This is a genomic window from Streptomyces sp. LZ34, from assembly GCF_053890475.1.
Genome location: NZ_CM132680.1, coordinates 1,229,979 through 1,244,821, shown reverse-complemented (window position 1 = coordinate 1,244,821; position 14,843 = coordinate 1,229,979). Strand labels below are relative to the sequence as shown.

9 protein-coding genes are annotated in these 14,843 nt (G+C 69.6%); 8 read left to right on the top strand and 1 reads right to left on the bottom strand.

The window, feature by feature from the left end:
- Positions 1 to 180 precede the first annotated feature (180 nt).
- Positions 181 to 1,761, top strand: a complete 1,581-nt coding sequence (locus tag ACWY4P_RS04165; RefSeq protein WP_456208731.1) for a ricin-type beta-trefoil lectin domain protein — start codon at positions 181 to 183, stop codon at positions 1,759 to 1,761.
- Between the two features lie 55 nt (positions 1,762 to 1,816).
- On the opposite strand, the gene ACWY4P_RS04160 is transcribed toward ACWY4P_RS04165, so the two are convergent.
- Entirely contained in the window at positions 1,817 to 3,022 is a 1,206-nt protein-coding gene (locus ACWY4P_RS04160; protein ID WP_456208730.1) for an MFS transporter, read from the bottom strand.
- A gap of 241 nt (positions 3,023 to 3,263) precedes the next feature.
- Between ACWY4P_RS04160 and ACWY4P_RS04155 the strand changes: the two genes are divergently transcribed.
- From ACWY4P_RS04155 to ACWY4P_RS04125, 7 genes are all read left to right on the top strand, one after another.
- Positions 3,264 to 4,298, top strand: coding sequence for a PucR family transcriptional regulator (locus ACWY4P_RS04155; protein WP_456208729.1), 1,035 nt, complete (start codon positions 3,264 to 3,266; stop codon positions 4,296 to 4,298).
- Positions 4,299 to 4,506: 208 nt separating this feature from the next.
- Positions 4,507 to 5,391 carry a (3R)-3-[(carboxymethyl)amino]fatty acid oxygenase/decarboxylase gene (gene scoE, locus ACWY4P_RS04150; protein ID WP_456208728.1) on the top strand — a complete coding sequence of 295 codons (885 nt, stop codon included), beginning with the start codon at positions 4,507 to 4,509 and terminating at the stop codon, positions 5,389 to 5,391.
- Positions 5,391 to 5,954, top strand: coding sequence for an FcoT family thioesterase (locus ACWY4P_RS04145; protein ID WP_456208727.1), 564 nt, complete (start codon positions 5,391 to 5,393; stop codon positions 5,952 to 5,954). The genes scoE and ACWY4P_RS04145 overlap by 1 nt, the downstream gene beginning before the upstream one ends.
- On the top strand, positions 5,951 to 6,346 hold the full coding sequence (locus ACWY4P_RS04140) for an acyl carrier protein (RefSeq protein ID WP_456208726.1): 396 nt from the start codon (positions 5,951 to 5,953) through the stop codon (positions 6,344 to 6,346). The genes ACWY4P_RS04145 and ACWY4P_RS04140 overlap by 4 nt, the downstream gene beginning before the upstream one ends.
- A 39-nt stretch (positions 6,347 to 6,385) precedes the next feature.
- On the top strand, positions 6,386 to 11,767 hold the full coding sequence (locus ACWY4P_RS04135; protein ID WP_456208725.1) for a type I polyketide synthase: 5,382 nt from the start codon (positions 6,386 to 6,388) through the stop codon (positions 11,765 to 11,767).
- Positions 11,768 to 11,780: 13 nt separating this feature from the next.
- A complete protein-coding gene (locus ACWY4P_RS04130; protein ID WP_456208724.1) occupies positions 11,781 to 13,238 on the top strand; it encodes a beta-ketoacyl [acyl carrier protein] synthase domain-containing protein in 1,458 nt (485 codons plus the stop codon).
- A gap of 28 nt (positions 13,239 to 13,266) precedes the next feature.
- Positions 13,267 to 14,838 (top strand): long-chain-fatty-acid--CoA ligase, encoded by a 1,572-nt coding sequence (locus ACWY4P_RS04125; RefSeq protein ID WP_456208722.1) that lies wholly within the window; start codon positions 13,267 to 13,269, stop codon positions 14,836 to 14,838.
- The last annotated feature ends 5 nt before the right edge of the window (positions 14,839 to 14,843 follow it).

Below are 14,843 nucleotides of genomic sequence, written 5' to 3'. Positions count from 1 at the left end.
AGATCAGTGCTGATGTTCCGGAAAGTTCACCCATACGAGGGAGGTGGCGGAACTGTTACCCACCGGTACCCCTTTCCTGTAAGTCCTTTGCCACCACTATGGTTCACCCCTAGCCGGCCGGTGCCTCTCAGTCTCAGACATGCCCGCCGGACAGCGGCGAGGGTGCAAGGGAGACAGTGGATGACCCGGGCGGCGCGGGACGACGGTGACGTCGAGGCCGGCGAGTGTGTGGTCGGCGAGATGTCCGATGCCCAGCTGACCAAGTTGCTGCGGACGGGCTCCCCGACCGCCTATCCGGCGCTGCGCGAGTTACGCGCACGTCACCGTCCCTCGGTCCTCGTATACGCGCGCGTGTGCACGGCCGACGAGAACGCGGCCCGGCAGCTCACCGCCCAGGCGTTTGCGCTCGCGGCCCGCGACACGGTCCGCGGCAGCGAGCCGCACGGCTCCTGGCGTCACCAACTCCTGCTGCTGGCAGGTCGCGTGGCCACCTCCTGGGCCGCGGACGAACGCGCCGCCCGTCTCGACGTCGACCTGCTCACGCAGGTGTACAGGGACGGCCCCGAGGTCCCGCTCCCACCGATGCTCGCCGCGTTCCAGGAACTTCCGGTCCGTGGGCAGTGCCTGCTCTGGCACGGCATCGTCGAACAGGAGCCGCCGGAGCGGGTGGCCGGTCTGTTGGGTCTGTCCCCACAGGACGTGGCGTACGGCATCGAACCGGCGTTCTGGAGGCTGCGCCAGTCCCTGCTGAGGACCCGGCTGGCCACTTCCGGCAATCCGCAGTGTCAGGGTTTCCAGCGGCTGATCGAGGAGTCGGTGCGACCCGGCACCCCGCGCTACAGCGTGGATCTGCACACCCACATGGGGCGCTGCGCGCACTGCGCCACCGCGTACGAGGAGCTGTCGCAGCTGCGCGACGCTCCCCGCACGGCGCTGGCGGAGGGACTGCTCCCGTGGGGTGGCGCGGCGTACGTCAGGGGCGACACGGGCGAGCAGAACAGGGCCGGCGCCGACGGACTCTCGAGCTGGCGGCCCTCCCGGCGGATCGCGCTGGGCGTGACGGCCGTGGGGGCGGCGGTGGCCCCGCTGCTGGTGTACCTGTTGATCTCGGGCGGTTCGGAACATGTGCAGGCCGCGAGCAGCGTCCGCACGCCACCGCCGTCAGTGACGGCCGCGGCGGAGGCCCCGCAGACGCCATCTTCCTCCCCGACGACGGGGACGAAGTCGCCGAGCCCGACGCCGACCCCGGCCTCGTCGAAGACGACCCAGCCGGTGTTCCCGCAAACGACGCCCAAGCCCAAGCGGAAGCCGAAGCCGACGCGGAAGCCGACGGCTCAGCCGCCTGCGGCACATCCCCCGAACGGCACGTACGCCCAGATGGTGAACGTTGCCTCGGGCCTGTGCCTTGACATCCGCGATGGGGTGATGGACCTGGGCACGGACGTCATCACCGCGCCCTGCACATCGTCCGCCACGCAGCGCTGGCGCGTCGACACCGCGCGCGGTGTCCTCCAGTCGTTCGCCGATCCCGGCTTCTGCCTGGACAGCCGGGGCTCCACGGACCAGGGCGTCGGCATCTGGGAGTGCTCCGCGGTCTACAGCCGTAACGGCCAGAACCTGCGTTTCACGGTCGACTCCCGCGGGGTGGTCCGCTCGGCGATCGCGCCGGGCCACGCGGTGACACCGTTCTGGGGCGACGCGCTGTTCCTGCTGCCGGACCAGGGCGGCGACGACCGGCGGTGGAAGGCAGGGGCACAGTGAACCGTTCGACCCCGTGGCGGCACCGGTGATCTATGGCCGCCTCAACGGCATTCATTCACAGGGAGTGGTCGGCCTGCTGCGCGGGTGACCTGGCTTGGTGTGCGGCAATGACCATGACGATGACGGAGATCAGAACGATCCCGGCGCCGACGTAGAGCGGTGCGGTGTAGCCGAGGCCCGCGGTGATGGCCAGGCCCCCGAGCCAGGCCCCAAGCGCGTTGCCGATGTTGGACGCGGACACGTTGGCACTGGCGGCCAGCGCCGCCCCGTGGGCGAAGTCGGTGACGCGAGTGATCATGCCGGGCACGCTGGCGAACCCGAACAGCCCCATCAGAAACACCAGTATCACCGACGCGGTGGCGCTGTCGGCCAGCAGACCGAACAGGGCCAGGGTGATGGTGAGCCCGAGCAGGGCGAGGACCAGGGCGCGGTCACGGTCACGGTCGGCCGCTCGCCCGCCGATCAGGTTCCCGACGACCAGGCCGGCGCCGTACACCATCAGCAACCAGGCGACATCCGCTGAGGAGAAGCCGCCGACCTCGGTGAACGTGTAGGCGATGTAGCTGAACGCACCGAACATCCCGCCATAGCTGAGCGCGGTGGCCGCCAGGGTCAGCCAGACCTGCCAGGAGCGGAACGCACGGAACTGGGCCCGCAAGCCGCTGGGCGGTATCGGACCGGAGCTGCCCTTCACGGTCGGCGGCCGCGTCTCTCCCGCCCAGCTGGGGACGAGGGCGACGATTCCCGCCAGCGCGAGCACGCCGATTCCGGTGACCGCCCAGAAGGCCGCTCTCCAACCCCAGCGCTCACCGACCAGCGCACCGAACGGCACGCCCAGCACGTTCGCAACCGTCAGCCCGGCGAACATGACCGCCACCGCGCGGGACTTCTTCTCCGGCGCGACCAGACTGCGGGCGACCAGCGAGCCGATACCGAAGAACGAACCATGGCACAGCGCCGCGACGATCCGCCCGAGCAGCATCACCGGATAGCTCGCCGCCAGGGCGGACAACAGGTTGCCGATGACGAACAACGCCACCAGGCCGACCAGGATCCCCTTGCGGGGCAGCCGCGCCGTCGCCGCGGTCAGCGCGATCGCGCCGACCGCGACACTCAACGCGTACCCGGAGATCAGCCAGCCCGCTGCCGCCTCGGACACCGAGAGACTCGACGCCACCTGCGGCAGCAGCCCGGCGATCAGGAACTCGGTCAGACCGATGCCGAAACCGCCGAGTGCCAGCGCGATGAGTCCACTCGGCATCCGTCGCTCTCCGATCGCGCGCCCAACGAGTCACGGGGTGCGGCACTTCCTGCCGCGGCGTCTGGTCCGTCCGGATCCCGAACCGCACGCCTGTGGCCCGATGCCGGACCGCGCGGCACCGAGGCCCCACTATGCCACCACGGGTGCGTCGAGTTCGTACGGGTGTCCGGTGTCCACGTCACCCATGGCCCATGAGCAGCCGTGCGGCCGGCCGATGGTGTCCGGCGCCTATCCTTGTGCCATGGAGGCCCTGGCCGAACGGCTGTCGCACCTGGATTCGCACGTCCAAGGCGCGATCCGCATCGTCGCGTTCTACGACACGCTGATGCGCCGACGGGTGGATCTCCCGGCGCTCGCCCGGGCCTCGGCGGGCCTGGCCGAGTGCGTGGCGGGGATTCGGCTCCACGGCACGGGGCGGGTGATCCGGGTCTCGCCCGATGGCAAGGAAACCTCCGCCCCGCCGGCGCCCGCGTCCAGCACGGCGCCGATCACCCTCGATGAGGAGGAGATCGGCACGGTGTGGTTGGAACGCCCCGGCCCGCCGAACCCGCTCGACGAAGCGCTGCTGGACCGGCTCGCCATCGCCGCCGCGGCCGTCGCCGAGCGGTACGGACCGACCCGCACCACGATGGCCGACCCCGCCCTCGTGGAACTGGCGATCAGCTCCGACAGCGACGAGGCGGCCAGAGCGCGGGCGCTGCGCCTCCTGGGTTTCCCCGCCGGCCTGCCGGTCCGCGTCGCCGCCGTGCACGCGCGGCTTCCGCTCGACCAGATCGGCGGTCTGGTCTGCCCGGCCCGCCCGGTGAAGGCGGCTCCTCTCGCCGAGGTGGGCGTCATCCTGGCCACCACCCTCGACCCGGCCCGGTTCCCAGCGGGCGTACGTGCGGGCATCGGCGCCGCGGAAAGCCCCGACCGATCCTGGCGCGAAGCCCGCACCGCCCTCCGCTTCACCAGCCCGCGCGAACCCGTCGTCCACTACAACGACCTGGGCGCGCTGGCGCTGCTGGCCGAGATACCTCAGGACGCCTCGCGCGACAACACCGACGTGGCCGCGATCGCCCGCGTGGCCGGCAACCCGGAAGATCTGGAGACCCTGGAGGCCTACTGCGCCACCGGTTCCCTGCGCCGGGCCGCTGACCTTCTCCACCTGCACCACAGCAGCGTCGCCCGCCGACTCGACCACATCGGAAAGACCCTGGGCATCGAACTCACCCAGCCCACCGGACTGATGCGGGCCAGGCTCGCCCTCACCGCACGGCGGCTGCTCGACGACTGAGGCAGAACCGCCGGCGGCGGAAAATGCGAGGTGTAACCACGTTCACCTACAGGATTTCGGGCATTCCCACTTCTTCGTGTTCGATCCGGAACCGGCGGAATGCCATTCTCCGTTTTATCGCCTTGGAGTTGGTGGGCATTGTCCCTTGCCTCCCGGCTGTTGGCCTCGGTAGCGTTCGGCGGGTTACGAGAACGGGGGAATTATTCACATGCAGATCACGCCGCAAGTCGGCCAGAAAATGGGTGCTACTGTCACCGATTTCGATGTCGAAACGCTGTCGACATCCGATGTGCTCTCCCTGAAGAGTGCAATATACCGGGAGAAGTTACTGATCCTGAAGGACCAGCACCTCAGTCCGCAGCAGTTCATCGCACTCGGAAAGGCACTCGGTACCATCGAGGTCTATTACGAGCCGATGTACCACCACCCCGACCACGAAGAGATATTCGTGTCCTCCAGCACCCCGGAGTCGACACAGCAGGTGGGGGTCCCCAGGACCGGCGCGTTCTGGCACGCGGACTACTCGTTCATGCCCAGGCCGTTCGGCATCACGATGACCTACCCACAAGTGGTCCCCAAGACAAGACGGGGAACGCACTACATTGACATGGGAAAGGTGTTCGCCGGCCTGCCCGAACAACTGCGTTCGACGGCGCGGACGACCAAGGGACTGCACAGCGCGAGGCGCTATTTCAAGATCCGGCCGTCCGATGTCTACCGCCCCGTCTGTGAACTCCTGGACGAGATCGAGAAGAAGACCCCGCCGGCGATCCACCCCACTGTCTTCGTCCACCCGGTCACCGGGGAAGAGGTGCTCTACGTCAGCGAGGCCCTCACCTGCGAGCTGCACGACCACCACGGCCGGCCGCTGGAGGACGACTCGCTGCACCGGCTGCTCGAGGCCAGCGGTCAACTCGACACGACGTTCAGCAACGAGCACATTCACACCCAGACGTTCACCGCAGGCGACCTGCTCATCTGGGACAACCGCAGCCTCGTCCACCGCGCGTTGCACAGCGCCACACCGGAGCCCAGCACCTCGTACCGGGTGACCGTCCACGACGACCACCCCTTCTACCGGGCGGCGACCTGATGGCCGGCTCCTTCGCGTGGCCGACCGCCGGAACCGGCATGGTGCACCCCGACGACCCGGCTCTGCGTGAACGGGTTCTGCGCCCGTACCGCACGAACTGCCGGTACCTCGGCCCCGCAGAGGTACGCCTGGAGAACGAGACCGTCACCGCCTCCGGCGTGTTCCGCATCACGGAGTCGTGCTACATCGACGACACCGGCCACTTCAACGCGGTCGAGTTCAACATCTGCTTCAACCAGATCGCCTACTACCTGATCGCCAAGTGCGTCGAGAACCGGCTGCCTCCCGCCTTCGACGCCTGGACACTCGACGACTACTGGCAGCGCCAGCTCTCCGACATTCTGATCACCCGGTACACCAGCAGGTTCCATCGCGCGATCCGGGGACAGGAGTTCCGCGGCGAGGTGGGCTTCACCGACGTCAAGCTGCGCTCCGGCGGGAATGGCAAGGCGCCGTTGGTCCTCATCGAGACGGAGTGCCGGTTCTGGGACGAGGACGGCGGGCGGTGCACGGGCGAGATCCAGCTCGCGCTGACCAACCCGCCGCAGGGTGCGCCGCGATGACCGAGCAGGCGAACGCGGTGGACCTGCTGCTCTCGCTTCCCCGGGCGCGCCGCAGAGAGACACTGGCGGACCTCGTCGATACCGAGGTCAGAGAAGTCCTGCTGCTCCCGGAAGACGCTGAGATGGGCGCCGACGTCAGCTTCTTCGATCTGGGAATGACCTCGCTCCGGCTGACCGACCTTCGCCAACGTCTGACCCGGCGGCTGGGCAGGAGGATCGAGACCGAGGCGTTGTTCGAACACCCCACGTCCCGGAGCCTGACCGATCATCTCGCGGACACCGTGCTCTCCGATGTGTTCCCCGCCGGCACACCTGCGGGCACACCCGAACCGCAGCACGCTCAGGAGCTGCCGCCGATGGTCCACGAGATCCTGCGGAACCTCTACCGCTGAGGCCTGCGGAGCGGCCGTGCACCCCATACCAGGAGCGACATGACGACACCCATGGGCAGCCAGAGCGGTCGGCAGGAGGCCGCCGACCCCAACGCGGAGCTCCTCCAGCGGCTGCTGCTGGAGAAGTACGAACCGATCGCCATCGTGGGCATCGGTCTGCGGCTGCCGGGCGGCAACGACACGCGGGAGTCATTGGCGGAGTTTCTGCGCTCCGGGCGGGACGGCACCGGACCCATTCCCTCCGACCGCTGGGACGTCGCCGCGTTCGAGAGCGACGACCCGACCGCGAAAGGCACGATCCGCACAAGCGGCGGCGGCTTCCTCGAGGGCATCGACCGGTTCGACCCCGCGTTCTTCGGCATATCGCCGAAAGAGGCCGACTACGTGGACCCGCAGCAGCGGCTCCTGCTGGAGACGGCGTGGGAGGCGCTGGAGGACGCGGGGCTCGACGCGCACGCGCTGCGCGGCAGCGACGGCGGTGTCTACGTGGGGATCAGCTCGGCGGACTACATGATCGCCGCAGAGGCCCTGCCGTACGAGGCGATCAACGGCTATATGGGAACCGGGACCGCCCACAGCGCCGCCTCGGGCCGGCTGTCCTATGTCCTGGGCTGGCACGGCCCCTGCGCGAGCTTCGACACGGCCTGCTCGTCGTCGCTGGTCGCCCTGCACATGGCCGTGCAGGACCTGCGGCAGCGGCAGTGCGACATCGCCCTGTGCGCCGGGGTCAACCTGGTCCACCACCCGCAGGCGCACATCGTGACCACCGATGCCAACATGCTCGCCCCGGACGGGCGTTGCAAGACCTTCGACGACCGCGCGGACGGATACTCCCGCAGCGAAGGGTGCGGTGCGCTGGCACTCAAGCGGCTGTCCGACGCCCAGCGGGACGGCGACCGGATCCTGGCCCTGGTACGCGGCTCGGCGATCCGCCAGGACGGCGAGGGCGCCGGTCTCACGGTCCCCAACGGAAGTTCCCAGCAGCGAGTGATGCGCGCGGCGCTGCTCAACGCGGCGGTGCGGCCCGAGGACGTCCAGTTCGTCGAGGCGCACGGCACCGGCACCGCCCTGGGCGATCCCATCGAGCTGTCCGCGATCGCCAAGGTCTTCGCCGAGTCGCACAGCCCCGGCTCCCCGGTCTTCGTCGCGTCGGGCAAGACCAACCTCGGCCATGCCGAGGCCGCGGCCGGTGTCAGCGGAATCATCAAGGTGGTGCTCCAGCTGGGCGAGGGGCTCATCTACCCGCACCTGAACATGGACATCCCCTCCACCCATGTCGCATGGGACGAGCTCCCCGTCGCGGTGCCCCGCGAGCCCGTACCCTGGCCGACCGGTACCCGCAGGGCCCTGGTGAACTCCTTCGGCTTCGCCGGCACCATCGCGTCCGCGGTCATCGAGCAGGCTCCCGCGTGTGACCCGGCGCGGGAGGAGAGCGCCCGGCCGCGGCCCGGCGTGGCCGTGTTCACCCTGTCGGCCCGGACCCGTAAGGCACTGGGCCTCCAGCTGGAGCGGTACCGGCGTCATCTCGCCGACCATCCGGACACCGACGTCGAGGAGTTGTGCCACGCGAGCAACGTCCTGCGGGCGCATCATGCCTCGCGCGTCGCCGGAGTCGTCGGCGGCCCGGCGGACCTGGAGGCGCTGCTGGCCAGGCATCTCCACACGGCCGAGGACACCCCGCACCAGCGCAAGGTGGCCTTCCTGTTCAGCGGTCAGGGCTCCCAGTACCCCGGCATGGCTGCCGGGCTCTACCGGAGCCATCGGGTCTTCCGCGACACCGTTGACGCATGTGACCGGCTCTTCGCGGAACACCTGGACGGGCCGCCCGTCCGCGATGTGATGTTCGGTGCAGGCCACGGAGCCGGACTGCTGGACCAGACCCGGTACACCCAGCCGGCCCTGTTCACACTGGAAGTAGGCCTGGCAGAGCTGTGGAAGTCGTGGGGCATCCGTCCGGACGCGGTGATCGGGCACAGCATCGGTGAGGTGGCGGCGGCCACCGTGGCGGGGGTCTTCCCGCTTCCCGACGCGATCGGGCTGGTGGCGGCGCGGGCCCGGCTCATGCAGTCGGTGTCGGCACCGGGCGGGATGATGGCGGTGCGGGCATCGGGTGAAGAGATCGCTCCGTTACTGGACCAGTACCCCGGCCTCTCGCTCGCCGCGATCAACGCTCCTGACCAGTGCGTGGTGTCGGGGGCCGCGGAGCCACTGGAGGCGATGGCCGCGGAGCTGACCGAGCGTGGCCCGCGTACCAAGCGGCTCCCGGTCTCCCATGCCTTTCACTCACCGCTGATGGACGAGGTGCTGGAGGAGTTCCGGAGCCTCATCGCCGGGGTGCGGTTCCAGGAGCCCGAGATCACCCTGATCTCCAATCTGAGTGGCGAGATCGCCGACGTGGACGAGGTGTGCTCCGCCGACTACTGGGCGCGGCTGATCCGTGAACCCGTCGACTTCGCCGGTGGCATCCGGACACTGGCCGGCCATGGACCGCACGCCATGGTGGAGATCGGGCCGGGTCGAGCTCTGATCAACTCCGGGCGCGCATGTGTGACGGCCTCCCAGCACCTGTGGGTGGCATCCCTGGGCGCCGCGGCGGAGCAGGACCGTTCGCCGTACGAAGCCGCCGCCCAGCTCTACACGGCGGGGCTGCCCCTGTCGTGGCGAGGGTTCCACGAAGGCCGGCCGAAGCCCCGGCTCACCCTGCCGACCTACTCTTTCGACCGCAAGCGGTACTGGCTGCCGGATCTCGGCAAAAACACGGGAGCCGGCGCCCATCACCCTCTTCTCGGCACCGAGACCACGACCGAGGCGCAACGCGGCGCCCGCGTACGTGAGTTCGTCGGCAGAATCAGCGCCGACCGGCCGGGCTACCTGGTGGATCACACGGTCGTCGGCCAAGTGGTGTTCCCGGCGGCGGGGTTCATCGAGCTGCTCATCGCCGCGGTGGACGCCGTACACGGCCACACCCGCCTTCCGATCGACGACATGCGCATTCATGAGCCACTCCTGCTGTCGGACGACGTCATCAGTCTGCGTACCCGGCTCAGGGCCACGGGGGACGGCGGGGAGCACATCGAGATCCTCAGCGTCAGCGACGACGCGGGCATCGAGAGGCTGCATGTCACCGCGGCCATCGGCAAGGAGGGCCAGGACGCCGTACCGCTCGAAGACGGCTCCGAACTGCTGGAAGAGATCGCCGGAGCCGAGGCGGGAGAGGAACAGCGAGACCAGCGGGTCACCGAGCTCTACGCCGACTTCGTGGACTCCGGTATGGGCTACGGCCCGCGATTCCGTCTCATCGAGTCCTTCACCCGCCGCGGTGACAACCTCGCGACGGCAGAGATCACCGGCCCGGCGGGGGTGACCACCGAACACCTCCCCCCAGCGATCCTCGACTGCGCGTTACAGACCCTGGCCACCATCACCCAGCCCGGCCTTCCCGTCCGGCTGCGGTCCTTCCGACTGCTCAGTCGGCCCCGTGGCGCGACACTGCGCAGCGTGGTCCGGCTGCTCCCCGCACAGCAGTCCACCGATGCGGACTTCGTCGCCGATGTGGCGCTCTACGACGGCGAACGAGTCGTATGCGTGCTGAACGGCCTGGAACTCAGGCGGATGTCCTCGGCCGGCGTCGCCCGGCGGCGGATGTTCTATCAGCCCCAGTGGATCGAAGCGGCCTCCTCGGCCACGCCCGTCCCAGGGCGTGGTGTCGTTCTGCTGCACAGCGGTCTGGAAGGGGACGCGTCACTGGCCGAAGAGGCGGAGCGCACCGGCACCTCACTCGCCTTCGCTTCCGACCTGGCCCAGCTCCCCGATCTGCTCGCGCAGCGGCCGGCCGATCTGTGCTGGTTCTGGCAGCCGGGCGAGCAGCCCGGCCTCGACGGGCTGCGTGCCGCATGCGAGCGGCAGTACACCGAGCTGCTGGAGCTGGTCAGCCTCCTGGAGAGCTGCGGATTCGGGCCGGACCAGCGGCTGTGGCTGGTGACCAGAGGAGGCCAGTGGTTTCCCCAGGACGAGGCCGACGACGGCACACGGCTGTCCGCCTCCAGCGTCTGGGGCTTCGGGGCGGTATTGCTGAGCGAGTATCCGAACCACCGGGTGACCCTCCTGGATCTGCCGGTGGGCGAGAGCGACCCGGCCACCGTGTTGCGGGAGTTGCTGAGCAGCGAACCCGACGAGTTCCAGATCGCCTACCGTGACGGCCGGCGCCATGTCCGCCGGCTCGTCTCGGGCGGCCCCGAGGAGCGGCCCCGGACCGAGCCGGAGCCGTCGCCGGTCGACGGTGACCACACGTACCTCATCACCGGCGGGCTCGGTGGCCTGGGCCTGCTGACCGCTCGGACGTTGGTGGACCGCGGCGCGCGCCACCTGGCGCTGGTCAGCAGGCGAGAACCCGACGACGAGGAGCTCCGGAGGGTCGGGCAGACCCTCGGCGAGCAGGTCAGTGTCCGTGTGTACGCCGCGGACATCGCGGATCCCGCCGCCGTCGACGCGTTGTTCGAGCGTCTCACGAAGGAAGGACCGGCGGTGGGCGGTGTCGTCCACGCGGCGGGCGTGCTGTCCGACCGGCCCGTGAACTCGCAGGACTGGGACAACATCGACAAGGTCTTCCGGGCCAAGGTCTACGGAAGCTGGCTGCTGCACCAGGCGACATCCGACCTCCCCGAGGTCAGGTTCTTCATCGGATACGGATCCAGCTCCGCCGTGCTGGGCCAGGCGGGCCAGTGCAACTACGCCGCGGGCAACGCCTTTCTGGACGCGCTCATGCACTGGCGCGGCGCTCTCGGCCTGCCCGGTACCGCCATCGACTGGGGTCCGTGGGCGGAGGTCGGCATGGCCGCCGCCCTGGACGAGGCGCACAAGCAGTCGTTCGAACGGCAGGGAATGGTCTTCATCCGGCCCCGGGACGGAGCCCGCGCATTGACCACGTTGCTGGACGAGCCCGTTCCGCAGATCGTGGTCGGCGAGTGCGACTGGACCACGTACGCCGCGACGAGGCCGCTGCCCAACGCGCTGTACGAACGGCTGGCACGCCCGAGGGACAACACCGTACGCACCCTCGACGTCGATCAACTGGCCGGGCTCCCCGAGGACGGACGACGGCAGGCGCTCGCCGACCTGGTCCGGGGGACCGTGGCCAAAGTGCTGCGCTTCGACGCCACGGGTGACATCCCGGCCGACACACCCTTCACACACCTGGGGCTGGACTCACTGGCCGCGGTGGACGTCAAGAACGGCTTGGAGGCTGCACTGCGTACTTCCCTGTCGGCGTCGATCACCATGGACTACCCGACAACGGACCTGCTCGTGGTCCACCTTGACGCACTGCTCCGGCCGGACGACGGCGGCACGGCCGACCCGAGCGGCGGGCTGGACGCACTGGACGCCGATGCCGAACTGGCGGCGTTGAAGGACCTCGGATGAGGAAGGACCTCTGATGAGGGCGTACATCGAATCGCTGGAAAAACTCTCCAAAAGCCAGTTGATGCTGCTCCTCGCACGACAGCACCAGGCCGAGACCGAGGGCTTGGCGGTCGTGGGGATGAGCTGCCGCCTGCCCGGAGGCATCGACACCCCCGCCGAACTGTGGGCGATGGTCGCCGAGGGCAGGGTGCTGGCCACCGAGCAGGCCGGTGTCCCCACCGACAGCCTGGGCCAACCGCGATGGAACCTCGCCGCCCCCGACATCGCGCCGTACGCCGCCGCGCTCCGCCAGGGCGGGTACCTCACCGACATCGACCTCTTCGACGCCGAGCGCTTCGGCATCTCCGAGGAGGACGCCCGCTGTCTCGACCCGCAGCAGCGACTGCTGCTCACCGAGACGTCCCGGGCGTTGGAGGACGCGGGTCTCACCGACCCGGGCGGTCGACGCGTGGGCGTCTTCGTCTCCGTCACCACGCCCGAGTACGGCCTGGCCGGGATCCGCAACGGCCTCACCGCCGACCGGATGTCCGCGCCGATGGCCACCGGCACGGTGGTCAGCGGGGCCGCCGGGCGGATCTCCGTCGGCCTCGGGTTGAACGGGCCGGCGCTGACCGTCGACACCGCCTGCTCCTCCACTCTCGTCGCGGTGCACCTCGCCGGCGCCGCACTGCGCCGCAAGGAATGCGATGTGGCGATCGTGGGAGTGAGCCACCTGCTGCTGTCACCGGTCACCACCGCGGTCTTCGCCAAGGCGGGCATGCTGTCGGCCGCCGGGCGCTGCCGGCCCTTCACCGCCCGCGCCGACGGATACGTCCGCGCCGAGGGAAGCGTGGTGCTGGTGCTCAAGCGCGAGCAGGACGCCCGCGCCGACAAGGACACGCTGTACGCCCTGATCCGGTCGAGCGCGATCCATCAGCACGGCCGGCGATCCACCATGTCCGCCCCGTCCTCCGCGGGACAGCAGCAGGCGATCCGGGCATGCCTGACCGCGGCCGGGGTCGACGCGGCACGGGTCGGCTACGTCGAGGCGCACGGCAGCGCTGACAAGGTCGCCGACGCCATCGAGATCGATGCGATAGCCACCGCGTACGAACGGAACTCCACGGACTGCCCGCCGCTCTACGTCGGCAGCGGAAAGGCCAACCTCGGTTACCTGGAGACCGCCTCGGGGGCCGTGGGACTGGTCAGGGCGATTCTCGCGCTGCGCCACCGCACCGTGCCCGCGCAACCCGACTTCACCGATCCCGATCCGGCCGTCTTCAGCCGGCCGACGTCGGTGACGGTGCCGACGAAGGCCCTGCCGTGGCCCTCGGAAGAGCACCGGCTGGCAGGCGTCAACGCCTTCGGCTTCACCGGGGTCAACGCACACGTCCTCATCGAAGCCGCCGGCACCGCACGGCCCGGCCCCCCTGCCGGCCCGGCGCCGTCGGCCGGCGGCCGCCACTGGCTCGACTCCTACACCTGGCACTGACCGTTACTCCTGGCGAGCGAGGCACCGGATGAGCAGCACGCAGCCCAGCACAAGGCCCAGCACACTTCAGGACAGCGTGGCCCGCCACGCGGCCGAACGGCCCCATCACCCCGCGCTGGTCTTCGGATCGGTCCAGGTCACCTACCAGGAACTGGACCGAAGGAGCGACCGGACCGCTCGGGCGCTGGCCGCCTCCGGCGTCCGGCGCGGCAGCCGCATCGCGCACTTCGCCCCCGACTCGGAGAGATTTCACGAGATCGTGCTCGCCTGCGCCAAGATGGGCGCGGTCCTCGTCCCGATCGACTGGCGGCTGACCGCTGCCGAGGTCACCCACATCCTGCGTGATTCCGGTGCCGAGCTGTTGTTCTTCGGTCCGGCCCTGGCCCCGCTGGTGCGGGAGGCCCAGTCGGCCCTGCCGGGGCTTCGGCGCACCGTCCCGCTGGACACGGCCGGTTTCGAGGCATGGGCCGACGACCGGCCCGCCGGCACCGGGTTCGCCATATCCGCCGACGCGGACACCGAAGTGGTACAGATCTACACGAGCGGTACGACCGGGGCGCCCAAGGGCGTCGTGCTGGCCCAGCGCAGCTTCTTCGCCGTCGCCGGCATGCTCGCCGAACACGGGCTGGAGTGGATCGACTGGCGTGCGGACGACCGGAGCCTGGTGTGCCTGCCCGGCTTCCACATCGGCGGCCTGTGGTGGGCGACGCAAGGACTCAACGCCGGTGTCACGAACGTCCTGCTCCCCGCGTTCGACAGCCTGCGTGCGGTCGACCTCATCAGGGAAGCCCGTATCACCACCACCTGCATGGTGCCCGCCATGATGCGCATGATCCTGGACGAGCCGAATGTCGGCAGACCGGACTTCGCCTCGCTGCGCAAGGTGGTTTATGGAGGGTCCCCGATCTCGGACACGCTGCTGCGCCGCGGCCTGGACGTCTTCGACTGCGACCTGGCCCAGATCTACGGGCTCACCGAGACCGGCAACACCGCGATCTGTCTGCCCCCCTCGGAGCATCGGCCGGGCAGTCCCCGGCTCGCCGCGGCCGGACTTCCCTATCCCGGCATACGGATGAGGATCGTGGACTCCCGGGGCGACGACGTGCCCACGGGAGAGATCGGCCAGGTGTGGCTGCACACGCCGGCCCGGATGGCCGGGTACTGGAATCTGCCCGACGCGACGGCGAGGACCCTCGTCGACGGCTGGATCGTCACCGGGGACGCGGGCTACAGGGACGAGGACGGCTACCTCTACATCCGCGACCGGATCAGCGACACCATCATCGTCGGCGGGGAGAACGTATACCCGGCTGAGGTGGAGAACGCCCTGTGCCGGCACTCGGCCATCGCTGAGGCCGCGGTGGTGGGCGCCCCGGACTCCGGGTCGGGCGAAGAGGTGCGCGCGTACCTCGTGCTGCGCCAGGGCCATGACGTACAGGCACAGGAGCTGACGCGGTTCCTGAGCGGCCAGCTCGCCCGCTTCAAGATCCCCGCCAAGTACCACGTCATCGACGCGGTGCCGCGTAACCCCAGCGGCAAGATCCTGCGCAGAACACTCCGCGAGCAACTGTGGGCGGACAGCGACCGCAAGGTCAACTGACCTTG